14 protein-coding genes and 1 pseudogene are annotated in these 15,009 nt (G+C 39.7%); 14 read left to right on the forward strand and 1 reads right to left on the reverse strand.

The genetic code is table 11. The features are described 5' to 3' along the window. Positions 1 to 5 precede the first annotated feature (5 nt). From HMPREF2805_RS07930 to HMPREF2805_RS11685, 14 genes are all read left to right on the forward strand, one after another. The gene (locus HMPREF2805_RS07930; protein WP_075232071.1) at positions 6 to 1,469 is read left to right on the forward strand and encodes a cell division site-positioning protein MapZ; all 1,464 of its coding nucleotides are present in this window, start codon (positions 6 to 8) and stop codon (positions 1,467 to 1,469) included. 76 nt (positions 1,470 to 1,545) lie between these two features. After that, positions 1,546 to 2,970: an NADP-dependent phosphogluconate dehydrogenase gene (gene gndA, locus HMPREF2805_RS07935; RefSeq protein ID WP_003017375.1), complete on the forward strand. Its 1,425-nt coding sequence runs from the start codon at positions 1,546 to 1,548 to the stop codon at positions 2,968 to 2,970. Between the two features lie 11 nt (positions 2,971 to 2,981). Beyond that, positions 2,982 to 3,671, forward strand: a complete 690-nt coding sequence (locus tag HMPREF2805_RS07940; protein WP_075232072.1) for a response regulator transcription factor — start codon at positions 2,982 to 2,984, stop codon at positions 3,669 to 3,671. 120 nt (positions 3,672 to 3,791) lie between these two features. Further along, on the forward strand, positions 3,792 to 5,165 hold the full coding sequence (locus tag HMPREF2805_RS07945; RefSeq protein WP_075232073.1) for a trypsin-like serine protease: 1,374 nt from the start codon (positions 3,792 to 3,794) through the stop codon (positions 5,163 to 5,165). 17 nt (positions 5,166 to 5,182) lie between these two features. After that, positions 5,183 to 6,223, forward strand: coding sequence for a PspC-like choline-binding domain-containing protein (locus tag HMPREF2805_RS07950; RefSeq protein ID WP_075232074.1), 1,041 nt, complete (start codon positions 5,183 to 5,185; stop codon positions 6,221 to 6,223). 122 nt (positions 6,224 to 6,345) lie between these two features. Beyond that, positions 6,346 to 7,224: a mevalonate kinase gene (gene mvk, locus HMPREF2805_RS07955; protein WP_075232075.1), complete on the forward strand. Its 879-nt coding sequence runs from the start codon at positions 6,346 to 6,348 to the stop codon at positions 7,222 to 7,224. Continuing rightward, entirely contained in the window at positions 7,206 to 8,159 is a 954-nt protein-coding gene (gene mvaD, locus HMPREF2805_RS07960; protein WP_075232076.1) for a diphosphomevalonate decarboxylase, read from the forward strand. Before mvk ends, mvaD begins: the two co-directional genes overlap by 19 nt. Beyond that, positions 8,146 to 9,159 carry a phosphomevalonate kinase gene (locus tag HMPREF2805_RS07965; RefSeq protein ID WP_075232077.1) on the forward strand — a complete coding sequence of 338 codons (1,014 nt, stop codon included), beginning with the start codon at positions 8,146 to 8,148 and terminating at the stop codon, positions 9,157 to 9,159. The genes mvaD and HMPREF2805_RS07965 overlap by 14 nt, the downstream gene beginning before the upstream one ends. Next, positions 9,137 to 10,138, forward strand: coding sequence for a type 2 isopentenyl-diphosphate Delta-isomerase (fni, locus tag HMPREF2805_RS07970; RefSeq protein ID WP_075232078.1), 1,002 nt, complete (start codon positions 9,137 to 9,139; stop codon positions 10,136 to 10,138). The genes HMPREF2805_RS07965 and fni overlap by 23 nt, the downstream gene beginning before the upstream one ends. Positions 10,139 to 10,232: 94 nt before the next feature. Continuing rightward, positions 10,233 to 10,931 carry a cell wall-active antibiotics response protein LiaF gene (gene liaF, locus HMPREF2805_RS07975; RefSeq protein ID WP_075232079.1) on the forward strand — a complete coding sequence of 233 codons (699 nt, stop codon included), beginning with the start codon at positions 10,233 to 10,235 and terminating at the stop codon, positions 10,929 to 10,931. Continuing rightward, complete coding sequence (locus HMPREF2805_RS07980) at positions 10,928 to 11,926, forward strand: envelope stress sensor histidine kinase LiaS (RefSeq protein WP_075232080.1); 999 nt, start codon at positions 10,928 to 10,930, stop codon at positions 11,924 to 11,926. Before liaF ends, HMPREF2805_RS07980 begins: the two co-directional genes overlap by 4 nt. 11 nt (positions 11,927 to 11,937) lie before the next feature. Then, a complete protein-coding gene (locus HMPREF2805_RS07985) occupies positions 11,938 to 12,570 on the forward strand; it encodes a response regulator transcription factor (protein ID WP_075232081.1) in 633 nt (210 codons plus the stop codon). Positions 12,571 to 12,610: 40 nt separating this feature from the next. Next, the gene (locus HMPREF2805_RS07990; protein WP_398577614.1) at positions 12,611 to 13,417 is read left to right on the forward strand and encodes an alpha/beta hydrolase family protein; all 807 of its coding nucleotides are present in this window, start codon (positions 12,611 to 12,613) and stop codon (positions 13,415 to 13,417) included. Next, entirely contained in the window at positions 13,386 to 13,568 is a 183-nt protein-coding gene (locus HMPREF2805_RS11685) for an alpha/beta fold hydrolase (protein WP_398577615.1), read from the forward strand. The genes HMPREF2805_RS07990 and HMPREF2805_RS11685 overlap by 32 nt, the downstream gene beginning before the upstream one ends. A 443-nt stretch (positions 13,569 to 14,011) precedes the next feature. Here the strand turns inward: HMPREF2805_RS11685 and HMPREF2805_RS07995 are convergent. Further along, a pseudogene (locus HMPREF2805_RS07995) lies at positions 14,012 to 14,812 on the reverse strand (transposase); the annotation flags it as partial. Positions 14,813 to 15,009: the final 197 nt, after the last annotated feature.

The raw sequence follows: 15,009 nt of genomic DNA on the forward strand, positions 1-15,009 counted from the left end.
TTGCCATGGATCCAAAGGATAAAAAAGAAGAGTTGTTAGAACCTGAGAAAATATCCCAGGAACCTCAGTTTGATTTTGAGGAAGCTAAGGATCTGACAGTTGGACAAGTTATTCGAAAAAATGAAGAAATCGAAGCAGGTGTAACTCCTGATGATACGATTTTGGACAAATACATTAAACAACACCGTGAAGAAATCGAAGCTGATAAATTTACTAACATTCAGGCGAAGAAAGAGGAACTTCGAAGTCTAGATGATTTGCTTCAAGACGCCAAAGAAACAATTGATGAAGAGGTTGAACCAGTAGAAGAAGTCCCTGACTTAGAGATTGCTGCTGAAGAAGAGGGAGTAGCAACGGAAGAATTTCTCCTTCCGCCACTAGAGGAAACCTTGGTTATGGATAAAAATCTAGTGGAACCTGTAACTGAGCCCCTTGTTGCAGAGGATGATGAAGCTTTGCAAGAGGAACATCAATCCTTATCTCGCTCTGCTCAAGCAGAAGATGAGCCACAAAACAAAAAGCTGTGGGTCATCTTGTCAGCTCTTTTAGCGATTATTGTCTTGATTATTGGGGGTAGCTACTACGTTTATCGTCAAATTACTCGTTCTTCTCAAGAAATTCAGTCTCAGTCATCTGATGCAGGTTTGGTAAGTAATCAAGCAATTCTCAATCAATTTAACAGTCTCTATGATACTTTTTATACTGATGAGAATAAAACTGCCCTAAAAAATAGTCAGTTTAGTCAGCTGAGTCAGCTCAAAGAGCTTTTAGATAAACTTGAGGGAGCTAGTGAGCATACTCTTGCCAAATCAAAATACGATAGTCTTGAAACACAAATCAAAGCGGTACAAGATGTTAATGCTCAATTTGAAACACCAGCTATCACAGATGGTGTTCTAAATACAAATGCTAAAGTAAAGGCAGATGCTAAATTTACCGAAGTTAAGACAGGGAATACTGAAATTGATAAACTGCTAGCTAAGGCTATTAGTCTCGGTAAGAGTCAACTTTCAAGTTCTACAAGCTCAAGCAGTAGTCAGTCAAGTTCATCAAGCCAAGCAGAGTCAAGTTCTGTAACTGAAAGCAATGCTAGCAGCTCTGCTAATGCATCAACCTCAGCGGGTGAAACAGCCTCAGCAAGTAATATCCTAAATAGTGGACTAGCAAGCAATGGTGTGAACCTACAAAGAAGTGTCAGTCGAGTACCGTACAATCAAGCCGCTGTAAGTGATAGTAGTGATCCTGCTTGGACGTTTGCAGATGGTGTCCTTGAACGCATTCTTGAGACTTCGCGTGCGCGTGGCTACATTACAGGCAACCAATACATTTTGGAACCTGTGAATATTGTTAATGGTAATGGCTACTATAATCTTTATAAACCAGATGGTACCTATCTCTTTACCCTTAATTGTAAGACAGGTTACTTTGTAGGGAATGGTTCTGGACATGCGGATGATTTAGACTACTAGTCAAATTGTTACAAAATTCTTTCTTTTCACAGATAAACATGATAAAATAAAACATATTAAACAAGAGGAGTGTCACATGACAAAAGCTAACTTTGGTGTTGTTGGTATGGCCGTAATGGGTCGTAACCTTGCCCTTAATATTGAATCTCGTGGTTATACAGTTGCTATTTATAACCGTAGTAAAGAAAAAACTGAAGATGTGATTGCTTGCCACCCTGATAAAAACTTCGTGCCAAGCTATGATATCGAAAGCTTCGTAAACTCAATTGAAAAACCACGTCGTATCATGCTTATGGTTCAAGCAGGACCTGGTACAGATGCGACCATTCAAGCCCTTCTTCCACACTTGGATAAAGGTGATATCTTGATCGATGGAGGAAATACTTTCTATAAAGATACTATTCGTCGTAATGAAGAGTTGGCTAACTCAGGTATCAACTTTATCGGTACAGGTGTATCTGGTGGTGAAAAAGGTGCCCTTGAAGGTCCTTCTATCATGCCTGGTGGACAAAAAGAAGCTTACGACTTGGTGGCTGATGTTCTTGAAGAAATCTCAGCTAAAGCACCAGAAGATGGAAAACCATGTGTGACATACATCGGTCCTGATGGAGCTGGTCACTATGTGAAAATGGTCCACAATGGTATCGAGTACGGTGATATGCAATTGATCGCAGAAAGCTACGATCTTATGCAACACTTGCTTGGTCTTTCTGCAGAAGATATGGCTGAAATCTTTACTGAGTGGAACAAGGGTGAATTGGACAGCTACTTGATTGAAATTACAGCTGATATCCTTGGACGCAAAGACGATGAAGGTCAAGATGGACCAATCGTAGACTACATTCTTGATGCTGCAGGTAACAAGGGAACTGGTAAATGGACTAGCCAATCAGCGCTTGACCTTGGTGTGCCATTGTCACTCATTACTGAGTCAGTATTTGCGCGTTACATCTCTACTTACAAAGAAGAGCGTGTACATGCTAGCAAGGTGCTTCCAAAACCAGCTGCTTTCAAATTTGAAGGAGATAAGGCTGAGTTGATTGAAAAAATCCGCCAAGCCCTTTACTTCTCAAAAATCATCTCATACGCACAAGGTTTTGCTCAATTGCGTGTAGCTTCTAAAGAAAACAACTGGAACTTGCCATTTGCGGACATCGCATCTATCTGGCGTGATGGCTGTATCATCCGTTCTCGTTTCTTGCAAAAGATCACAGATGCATACAATCGTGATGCAGATCTTGCTAACCTTCTTTTGGATGAGTACTTCTTGGATGTAACTGCTAAGTACCAACAATCTGTTCGTGATATTGTAGCTCTTGCTGTTCAAGCTGGAGTACCAGTACCAACATTCTCAGCAGCTATTACTTACTTTGATAGCTACCGTTCAGCTGATCTTCCAGCTAATTTGATCCAAGCACAACGTGACTACTTTGGTGCCCACACTTACCAACGTAAAGACAAAGAAGGAACCTTCCACTACTCTTGGTATGACGAAAAATAAGTAGGTCAGCCATGGGGAAACGGATTTTATTACTTGAGAAAGAAAGAAATCTAGCTCATTTTTTAAGTCTGGAACTCCAAAAAGAGCAATACCGAGTTGATCAGGTAGAAGAGGGACAAAAAGCCCTCTCCATGGCTCTTCAGACAGACTATGACTTGATTTTACTGAATGCTCATCTAGGGGATATGACAGCCCAGGATTTTGCAGATAAGTTGAGTCGAACCAAGCCAGCTTCGGTTATCATGGTCTTGGACCATCGAGAAGAATTGCAAGACCAACTTGAAACAATCCAGCGTTTCGCTGTTTCATACATCTATAAACCAATCATTATCGATGATTTGGTCAGTCGTATTTCAGCTATCTTCCGAGGTCGAGATTTCATCGACCAACACTGTAGTCAGATGAAAGTTCCGACAGCTTATCGCAATCTGCGTATGGATGTTGAACAACATACAGTCTATCGTGGCGATGAAATGATTGCTCTCACTCGGCGTGAATATGACCTATTAGCTACCCTTATGGGAAGCAAAAAGGTTTTGACTCGTGAACAATTGCTAGAGAGTGTCTGGAAGTATGAAAGTGCTACAGAGACCAATATCGTAGATGTCTATATCCGATATTTACGGAGCAAGATTGATGTCAAAGGTCAAAAGAGCTATATCAAAACAGTGCGTGGTGTTGGTTATACCATGCAGGAATAGAAAGCAGTTGCAGTTGTGTAACTGCTTTTTTCAAATGGAGAAAGGGATGTCTTTTCGTTTTTTTCTTTGTATTGACAGGAACGAACAGGTGTGTTACAATTTTTTAGGAGGATAAAATTAATGAAGAAAACTTTTTATAAAAAATTGGGTATTTCAATTGTTGCTAGTACTTTGTTAGCTAGTCAGCTACCGGCAGTATCTGCTTTGACTGTTATTTCTAGTACAGGTGAAGAATATGAGGTAAGTGAAACATTACAAGAGAGTCCAGGAAATAATAATTTTTCACTTCCGAATGTTTCACCAACTTATGGTAAATATTATACAAATCAGTCAGAAGTCATTATTGGTAAAAATGATTTGATTAAGATTGAGAATACTTTACAATATCCTTATTCTACATCAGCTTACGTGGAAGCAGAATTTAATGGTATGAATGCTAGTTTTAGAGGCAGTGCTAGTTTCGTAAAAGATAATATTTTGATTACAGCAGCTCATGTTGTTTATGATCGTAATTCTAGAACAGAGGCAGATTCTGTATATGTTATCCCTGCAGCTACTCCGAACGAAAATCCTGTAGGAAAAATAAAGGTAAAAGAAGTTCGTTATCTAAAAGAATTTCAAAACACACCTTCAAACGAGCTCACTACGTATGATTTAGCAGTTTTGATTTTGGAAGAACCAATTGGCGCTCAATTAGGTACACTAGGTCTTCCGAATAATCTAGGGAATCTTGAAGGTACAGGCGCTACTATTACTGGATATCCAGCTGTAAATAGTGATAAGCAAATGTATACTGACTCTAAGGATATTGTAAAAGATACTGGAGATTTCCTAAAGTATCAAATAGATACTTTAGGAGGTGCTAGTGGAGCTGGTGTATATGATAGCAGTTTTAGACTGATAGGTGTTCATGTGTCTGGTAATTCTGCTGGACAGATGAATTATGCTGTTAAGTTAAATGAAAAGGCTTTATCATTTATCTACTCTGTTATTCAAGGACATTCTATTGATGGTTGGAAATTGATTAGTGGTACTTGGTACTATTATAAGAACAGTACTAAACAAACAGGTTGGCAAAAGATAAATGACACTTGGTACTATCTAGACGCTTCTGGTAAGATGCTCACAGATTGGCAAAAAGTATCTGGGGAATGGTATTATCTTGAATCTTCTGGCGCAATGGCAACAAGCTGGAAATATATACGTGGCAAATGGTACTATTTTGATTCCTCTGGTGAAATGGCAACGGGTTGGAAATACCTCCGAGGTAAATGGTATTACTTAGATAAGAGCAATGGAGACATGAAGACTGGTTGGTACAAAGATGGCTCAACATGGTACTATCTAGATCCTTCTAATGGAGATATGAAAACAGGTTGGATAAAAGTATCAGGTGAATGGTATTATCTCAATTCAAGTGGTGCTATGGTTACAGGTAGTCAGACGATTGATGGTAAAGTTTATAACTTTGCTTCATCTGGTAAGTGGATTTAATATTGGAGGGGATATAAGTGAAACTTTTGAAAAAAATGATGCAAGTTGCACTAACAGCATTTTTCTTTGGTTTGCTAGCTACAAATACAGTATTTGCGGATACCACGGGTGGACAGTTTGTTGATAAGGATAATAGAAAATACTATATAAAAGATGACCACAAAGCGATCTATTGGCATAAAATAGACGGTAAAACCTACTATTTTGGTGATGGAGGAGAGATGGTTGTCGGTTGGCAATACCTAGAAATTCCTGGGACAGGTTACCGAGATAATTTATTTGATAATCAACCAGTTTTTGAAATCGGCCTTCAACCGAAGTGGTACTACTTTGGACAGGATGGGGTCCTACAAGAATTTGTTGGGTGGAAACAATTAGAGGCTAAGGATTCATTAAATGTTGGTAAAAAACATGGTGAAGGCTTTGAGGGTCCTGAAGTTCTTAAATTAGCAAACTACTACTTTGACCAAGATCATTCATTAAAAACAGGTTGGCTTTATGATCAATCAAACTGGTATTACCTAGCAAAAACAGGTTCTTCAGGAAGAGACTACCTTGGTGGAGAAAGACGTGCTGGTTGGATTAACGACAATTCAACTTGGTACTATCTTGATACAACAACTGCTGCAATGCAAACTGGATGGCAGTATCTTGGTAACAAGTGGTACTATCTCCGTTCATCAGGAGCTATGGCGACCGGTTGGTATCTAGATGGTTCAACTTGGTATTATTTAGATGCTCAAAATGGTGATATGAAAACTAGCTGGATTTATGTCGGTAATACTTGGTATTATCTTCGTTCGTCAGGAGCTATGGTGACAGGCTGGCTTCAAGACGGCTCAACTTGGTACTACCTCAATGCAAGTAATGGCGATATGAAGACAGGCTGGGCTTATCTTGGTAACAAGTGGTATTATCTCCGTTCATCAGGAGCTATGGCGACCGGTTGGTTCCAAGTTAATGGCAAATGGTACTATGCCTATAGTTCTGGTGCCCTAGCTGTGAATACCACAGTAGGTGGTTACTACGTCAACTATAATGGCGAGTGGGTCCAGTAATGAAAACAAGCGATTGTGAAGGAAACAATCGCTTTTTTTGTGAAAATATAATAAAATAGAAAGGAATAAAGTTCTAAAATTTTATCTAGAAACAGACGATTTTCGTCTGATAGTAGGATTAAATGACAAAAGAAGTTGGTGTCGGTCAGGCACATAGTAAAATTATTTTAATAGGAGAGCATGCAGTCGTTTATGGCTATCCGGCCATCTCTTTGCCACTTTTAGAGGTAGAGGTGACTTGTCGGGTTGTACCGGCAGCGACACCATGGCAGCTTTTTGAAGAGGACACCTTGTCCATGGCTGTCTATGCTTCTCTCGAGTATCTAAATATCAGAGAAGCTTGCATTCGTTGTCAAATTGACTCGGCTATTCCAGAAAAACGGGGAATGGGTTCTTCGGCAGCCATTAGCATTGCAGCCATTCGCGCGGTATTTGATTATTTTGAAGCAGAACTTCCACATGATGTGCTAGAAATCCTGGTCAATCGCGCTGAGATGATCGCCCATATGAACCCTAGTGGACTGGATGCCAAGACTTGTCTGAGTGACCAGCCTATTCGTTTTATCAAGAATGTTGGTTTTGAAGAACTAGCTATGGACTTGTCGGCTTATCTGGTTATTGCAGATACAGGAGTCTATGGACATACTCGTGAAGCTATTCAAGTTGTAGAGAGCAAGGGTAAGGGAGCCTTACCTTTCTTGCATGCACTAGGAGAGTTAACCCAGCAGGCAGAAGAAGCTATAAAGACAAAAGATGCCGTGAAGCTGGGAGAGATTTTAACAAAAGCACATGGAAATCTAAAAGAGATTGGGGTTAGTAGTCCTGAAGCAGATACCTTGGTTGAAACTGCTCTTCAATATGGTGCTTTAGGTGCCAAGATGAGTGGTGGTGGTCTAGGTGGTTGCATCATTGCTTTGGTAGCTGACGATTGCCAAGCTCAAGATTTAGCAGAAAGATTAGAAGAGAAAGGAGCTGTTCAGACATGGATCGAAAGCCTGTAACAGTACGTTCCTATGCCAATATTGCCATTATCAAATATTGGGGGAAGAAAGCAGAAAAAGAGATGGTTCCTGCGACTAGCAGTATCTCTCTAACCTTAGAAAATATGTATACGGAGACGACACTTTCTCCTTTACCAGCAGATGCAAGCTCGGATGCTTTCTATATCAATGATCAGTTGCAAAATGAAGCTGAACATAAAAAGATGAGTAAAATCATTGACCGCTACCGTCCTGAAGGAGCAGGGTTTGTTCGTATCGATACTAAGAACAATATGCCAACAGCAGCAGGCCTTTCTTCAAGTTCCAGTGGTTTATCTGCCTTGGTCAAAGCTTGTAACGCATATTTCCAACTTGGGCTGAATCGCAGAGAATTGGCCTTGGAAGCTAAGTTTGCATCGGGTTCTTCATCTCGTAGTTTTTATGGCCCCTTGGCAGCCTGGGACAAGGATAGTGGAGAGATTTATCCTGTCGAAACTGACTTGAAACTAGCTATGATTATGTTGGTCTTGGAAGACCAGAAAAAACCAATTTCCAGTCGAGATGGGATGAAGCTCTGTGTCGAAACTTCTACGACTTTTGATGAGTGGATTCGTCAATCTGAACAAGATTACAAGGATATGTTAGTCTACCTCAAGGAAAATGACTTTAAAAAAGTTGGGGAATTAACAGAGAAGAATGCTCTAGCTATGCATGCGACGACAAAGACAGCAACTCCATCCTTCTCATATCTGACAGATGCGAGTTATGAGGCTATGGATTTCGTTCGTCAGCTTAGAGAACAAGGTGAATCTTGCTACTTTACCATGGATGCGGGGCCTAATGTCAAGGTTCTTTGTTTAGAAAAAGACTTGGAACATTTGTCAGAACTCTTAGGCCAACGCTACCGATTGATCGTATCAAAAACAAAGGATTTGAGCCAAGATGACGATTGTTAAAACTTGTGGGAAGCTCTATTGGGCTGGTGAGTATGCCATTTTAGAACCAGGACAGTTGGCACTAATAAAAGCCATCCCCATCTATATGACGGCTGAGATTAAAATATCTGATGCTTATCGACTCTACTCAGATATGTTTACATATAGTGTAGATATGCGACCGGATTCTTCTTATGCCTTGATTCAAGAAACAGTTGCCTTGGTGGAGGAGTATCTGACTGATCAAGGGGTTGACTTGCAGCCATTTTCCTTAGATATTCGCGGGAAAATGGAACGTGAGGGCAAGAAGTTTGGTCTGGGTTCTAGTGGTAGCGTCGTTGTATTGGTTATCAAGGCTATGCTTGCTTTCTATGAAAGACCAGCTGAAAGAGACCTCTTGTTTAAACTGGCGAGTGCAGTCCTTCTCAAACGTGGAGACAATGGTTCCATGGGTGACATTGCCTGTATCGTTTCAGAAGATCTGGTCCTCTATCAGTCTTTTGACCGGGAGAAAGTGGCACAATGGCTAGAAGAGGAAGACTTGCCAACTGTATTGGCACGTGATTGGGGCTTCTCTATTTCTAGTGTTGAACCAGCCTTGAAATTTGATTTTTTGGTGGGCTGGACCAAGGAAGTAGCTGTGTCTAGTCACATGGTCAAGCAAATCAAGGATAATATGAACGCTAGCTTTTTGCAGGCTTCAAAAGAAACTGTAACTAACTTGGTAAAGGCTTTGGAGGCAGGTCAAGAAGAAAAGATAATGGAGCTACTAGAACAAGCCAGCCAACTTTTAGAAGGCTTGAGTTCAGATATTTACACACCTTCGCTCAGACAATTAAAAGATGCCAGCCGAGACTTAAAAGCTGTTGCAAAAAGTAGTGGTGCTGGTGGTGGAGACTGTGGGATTGCTCTCAGTTTTGACCAAAATTCGACCACATTACTGAAAAAACGCTGGGCTGATCTAGGGATTGAGCTCTTGTATCAAGAAAGGATAGGACATGACGACAAATCGGAAGGATGAGCACATCCGCTATGCCCTTGAACAAAACAGTACTTATAATAGTTTTGATGAAGTTGAACTAATTCATTCTTCGCTACCCTTATATGACTTAGATGAAATTGACCTTTCGACAGAATTTGCAGGGCGAAAATGGGACTTTCCTTTTTATATCAATGCCATGACGGGTGGAAGCGATAAGGGGAGAGAAATCAATCAAAAGCTGGCTCAGGTGGCAGATGCTTGTGGGATTTTATTTGTGACGGGCTCCTACAGCGCTGCTCTCAAGGATCCTTCAGATGATTCTTTTTCAGTCAAAACTAGTTACCCTGACATCCTTCTTGGAACTAATATTGGCTTAGACAAACCTGTAGAACTAGGTCTACAAACAGTAAGAGAGATGAATCCCCTTCTCTTACAAGTTCATGTTAATGTCATGCAGGAATTGCTCATGCCAGAGGGTGAACGTCAATTTAGATTATGGCAGCATAATCTGAAAGATTATGCTGAGCAAATCTCTGTGCCTCTCGTTTTAAAAGAAGTCGGCTTTGGTATGGATGTGAAGACTATTGCTAAGGCTTACGAGATGGGAATACGAACCGTTGATTTGTCTGGTCGTGGGGGGACTAGCTTTGCTTATATTGAAAACCGTCGCGGTGGACAGCGTGATTACCTAAATGACTGGGGTCAATCAACGATGCAGGCTCTTCTGAATGCCCAAGACTGGAAAGACAAGATGGAACTTTTGGTTAGTGGAGGAGTTCGCAATCCACTAGATATCATCAAATGCTTAGTGTTTGGAGCCAAGGCAGTTGGTCTATCACGCACTATGTTAGAACTGGTTGAAAATTACTCTGTTGATGTCGTTATTTCCATTGTTGAAGGTTGGAAGGAAGACCTACGCTTGATTATGTGTGCCCTTAATTGCGCAAGGATTGAGGATTTGCAGCAGGTCGACTATCTCCTTTATGGAAAATTAAAAGAAGCAAAAGACCAAATGTGAGGAGGTCGGGATTTTAGTCCCGACCTCTTTATCATTCCTCAGACGGATGTGACTTTTGGGATTTGTGATACAATTAAATAGAGAGGACGGTTACATGCGAAAATTTCAAATTTTTCTATTTATTGAAGCTTGTTTATTGACAGGAGCTCTGATTATGATGGTATCAGAGCATTTTTCCCGTTTTCTACTTATTTTGCTCTTGTTTTTACTGCTGATTCGATACTATACTGGAAGACAGGGAAACAATTTCATTTTAGTGGCAGTGAGCATCCTATTTTTCTTTATCATCATGCTTAATCCCTTTGTCATTTTAGCCATCTTTGTGGCTTTGATTTATAGTTTCTTCCTGCTTTACCCTATGATGAATCAGGAAAGGGAAGATACCAATCTGTTTTTTGAAGAAGTAGTGACGGTAAAGAGGGAGAAAAATCGCTGGTTTGGAAATCTACACCACTTCTCAAGTTACCAGACTTGTTGTTTTGATGATATCAATCTTTTTCGTCTCATGGGGAAAGATACCATTCATCTAGAACATGTCATTTTAAGCAACCATGATAATGTTATCATCTTGAGAAAACTGGTCGGTACGACTAGAATTATTGTACCAGTGGATGTAGAAGTCAGCCTTAGCGTCAATTCTCTGTACGGAGATTTAACCTTTTTTGACCAGCCTAAACGTGCTTTACGTAATGAACAATTCCATCAAGAAACTAGAGATTATCTCAAGAGTCCTAAGAGTGTTAAGGTATTTTTGACAACCATGGTTGGAGATGTTGAGGTGGTGAGAGGATGAAAAAGCAACCCTATATTTTAATTGGACTCACCTCATTTCTCTTTGTTGCTTTTCTATTTCGAAGTATTTTTAAGGTCTTGGATTTGGAGTGGACTTCTCTTTTCCAAGATTTAGAGAAGACAGAAAAAATCCTATTTCTAGCTTTGATGTTTAGTCTTGCCCTTGCTTTTTTATTGGTCCTATTTTGGACAATGGTTGACGAGAATTCACGTAGAAAAATCCAAGCAAACCTTAAGAATCTGCTGGCTGGTAAAGATATTAAAAGTCTTGGGGATGCCGACTTAGACGCAAGTTTTAGAAACTTGTCAGGCAAGCTTTGTTTATTGACAGAAGCCATTCAAAAAGCGGACAATCAAGCCTTGGTCAAGGAAGAACAGATTATCGAAAAGGAGCGTAAGCGAATCGCGCGTGACTTGCATGATACGGTTAGCCAAGAAATTTTTGCTGCCCATATGATTTTATCAGGACTCGGTCAACAAGCTTCCAGATTAGACAAAGAGAAGATGCAGACACAACTCCAGAGTGTGACAGCTATTTTGGAGACAGCCCAGAGAGATTTGCGTATCCTACTCTTACATTTGCGTCCTATTGAACTGGAACAAAAGAGTCTGGTTGAGGGGATACAGTTGCTTCTCAAAGAATTGGAAGAAAAAAGTGAACTTAAAGTCAGTTTTAAATATCAGGTAGACGAACTGCCTAAAAAAATTGAGGAGCATGTCTTTCGTATTGTCCAAGAATTGATTAGTAATACTCTCCGTCATGCCCAAGCTTCTTGTCTAGATGTTTATCTTTATCAAACGGAAACGGAATTACAGTTGAAGGTTGCAGACAATGGTCGTGGTTTTCAGCTGGATGATGTTGATGAACTGAGCTATGGTCTGCGAAATATCAAAGAACGAGTGGAAGATATGGCTGGGACTATACAATTATTAACAGCTCCCAAGCAAGGTTTGGCAGTGGATATTCGTATTCCCTTGCTTGATTTGGATAGATAAGAGGAAGTAAGATGAAACTATTATTGGTAGATGACCACCAAATGGTGCGTCTTGGTTTGAAAAGTTATTTTGAATTACAAGATGATGTAGAGGTTGTAGGAGAAGCAACCAATGGTGCGGAAGGAATTTCCATGGCCTTGGAGCTTCGTCCAGATGTGATTGTCATGGATATTGTCATGCCTGAAGTCAATGGGATTGATGCGACACTAGCTATTCTCAAAGAATGGCCAGAGGCTAAAATCTTGATTGTGACATCTTACCTAGATAATGAAAAAATCATGCCAGTCTTGAATGCTGGAGCTAGAGGATATATGCTTAAGACTTCGAGCGCAGATGAATTGTTACACGCTGTTCGTAAGGTAGCAGCCGGTGAGTTCGCTATTGAACAAGAGGTGAGTAAAAAGGTAGAATACAACCGCAATCATATTGAATTACATGAAGAGCTGACTGCGCGTGAACGAGATGTCCTTCAACTAATCGCCAAGGGCTATGAAAATCAGCGTATCGCCGATGAATTGTTCATCTCCCTCAAAACTGTTAAAACCCATGTATCCAACATTTTAGCGAAGCTTCAGGTTAGCGACCGCACCCAGGCAGCAGTTTATGCCTTTCAGCACCACTTAGTAGGGCAGGAGGATTTCTAATACTAGCATAAGATAAAAAAATAACAATAAGGGAAAATCTATGAAATTTTCGAAATATATTATAAGCATTTTAACGATTATTCTTATACTAGGAGGGGCGATCTTTATTTGGAAAAATAGAGAAAATACGTCGTCAAGTAGTCAAGTTGAAGAAAGTATTTCATCTGCTTCTAGTCAAGAAGTGAAACGATCACCTAAAATTCAAGAGAGTCATCTAGTTCCGACAGAAGATATTGTTACCGAGGAATATACGGTTGCTTATGAAGATAAAAAACTGTATGGTCAAATCACTGCACCTAGAGATTATAAAAATGAAAAATTACCAGTAGTACTTATCTCACATGGCTTTAATAATACATTTGATATGTATAAGGATTATATTCAATTATTAGTGAAACAAGGATTCTTAGTATATGGATTTGACTATTATGGAGGAAGCCGTAATTCTAAAAGTGGTGGTCAAGATATGCTTGGTATGTCAGTTAAAACAGAGTTAATAGACTTAACGAATGTAGTAGATAAACTGACATCAGAAAGTTATGTTGATAAAGATCATCTGAGCATAATAGGTGTCAGTCAGGGTGGTGTGGTAGCTAGCCTGTATGCAGCTACTAATCCTGAACAAATCTACAAGCTCGGCCTGATTTTCCCCGCTTATGTTTTATTTGATGATGTGAAGGAAACTTATCAAAATCTTGGAAGTCCATCATTTGATCAACTCCCTGATAGTTTGACACGTCATAATGCTAGCTTGGGTAAAATTTATCTGACAGATGCACTAGATATTGATATTGAAGATGTACAGAGGAAGATTATTGGCTCCTACTCTAATTGTACATGGAACTAATGATACAACTGCTCCCTATCAATATTCAGTAGATGCAAGTCAAAGAATTCCAAATGCTAAATTGGTCACAGTTGAGGGGGGACGACATCGTATTGATGAGAATTTTGGTAAAATCGCCATACCAGCCATTCAGAACTTTTTGGCAGAGTAAAGAATTTTTAGTAGCTGACCTTAGTATCAAAGAAGTGAGCAAGTACCTCAAGCAGTCCTAAAAACTCGGTTCTAACCAGAAAAAAACATATTAGGCGGTAGCTAATAGAAGTTGTTAACAACTAGACAATAGAGAGTATCATCTCGAGAAAGATGTCTGTCAAATGAGCCTAGCGCTGTTGTTCAGACTGCAAAAAGAGACAAATGATTTAGACCAAGGATTTAGACCAAGGATTTAGTTCGGTATGCTAGAAGACTAAATCCTTTTCTACCATTTGTCAAGTATATCAAGGTATTTGATGAAAAATAGTTTGATTTCCATAGTCAAACTAAGGAAATTGTCTTTTTCTGAACTAAAGTTTAGTGAAAAAAGTGTACACTAAACCAACACCTTATCTGGTGATTTTTTTGATAAGGTGTTACAATAATATGGCATAAACAATTTTACCGATTTTGGGTAGAAGTATAATCGTAAAGTTTGTTATGCGTTATAAGGTAATACATTGTTCTAATGAGACGATGTATAGAGGCAATCGTGTGTGGTTTGGTTGAAGTCACTTGCGATTGTCTTTTCCGTTTCTCATAGAAGTCTGCGATATGACAGGGATTGGTGTGGCTAGCTGAAGCGATGTTATGAATGCACTTAAAGAGAATCTTTCTGGCATAGGGATTCCCACGTTTAGTGATATGTTCCTTGGCTAGAAAGTTTCCAGATTCATAGTGTCTGAGGTCAATGCCGATAAAAGCATTGATTTGATTGGCAGAGTGAAATCGACGAATGTCACCAAGTTCGCCAATAATACTTGTCGCTGTGGTTTCAGCTATTCCAGGAATAGAGAGAAGAATCTCGTATTCTGGCAAAGATTGAGCCAATGCTACCATCTCCTCTAAAACACCTTGTCTGTGTTCAGAAAGCCTAAGTAACTCCCCTGCATAGTATTTGACCTCTTCTATCACTGGAGAGGTTTTTTTGACCGCACAATAAGACTGATTAGCTAGTTTTGTAAGCTTATCTACTAAGTAAGTCACACGTTTTTCAGAGATGCGTTTCGCCGTAGACTGACGGATGATAGCTCTTAATGCGGCGTCATCTGACTCCAGTACAAAACTATTACATGGAAAAGTCATGACCAAGTTCCAATATTGTTCCCCAGTTGGTGCCGACAAGATGTTTTCCAATTCAGGAAAAGTGACCTGTAAAACCTTGTGCAGACGATTTTTAGCGCAGACAATATCCTCAGTTAGCGCCAAAGGACTTATCGACTTAACAAGACACCACTACTTTAACATAACGAAAAAGTAGTGAGTACTTTCTCCCGTCGTAGATTTTCTCACTACTAATCTTAGTATGTTTTTCAACTGTAGTGTTGAAAAAAGCTATAGTAGAATGAATCTAGAACAGGATACTAAGACTGCTAAAAATATTTCTAGAAATTAGTTTG

Source organism: Streptococcus sp. HMSC034E03 (genome assembly GCF_001811505.1).
Taxonomy (GTDB): Bacteria; Bacillota; Bacilli; order Lactobacillales; family Streptococcaceae; genus Streptococcus.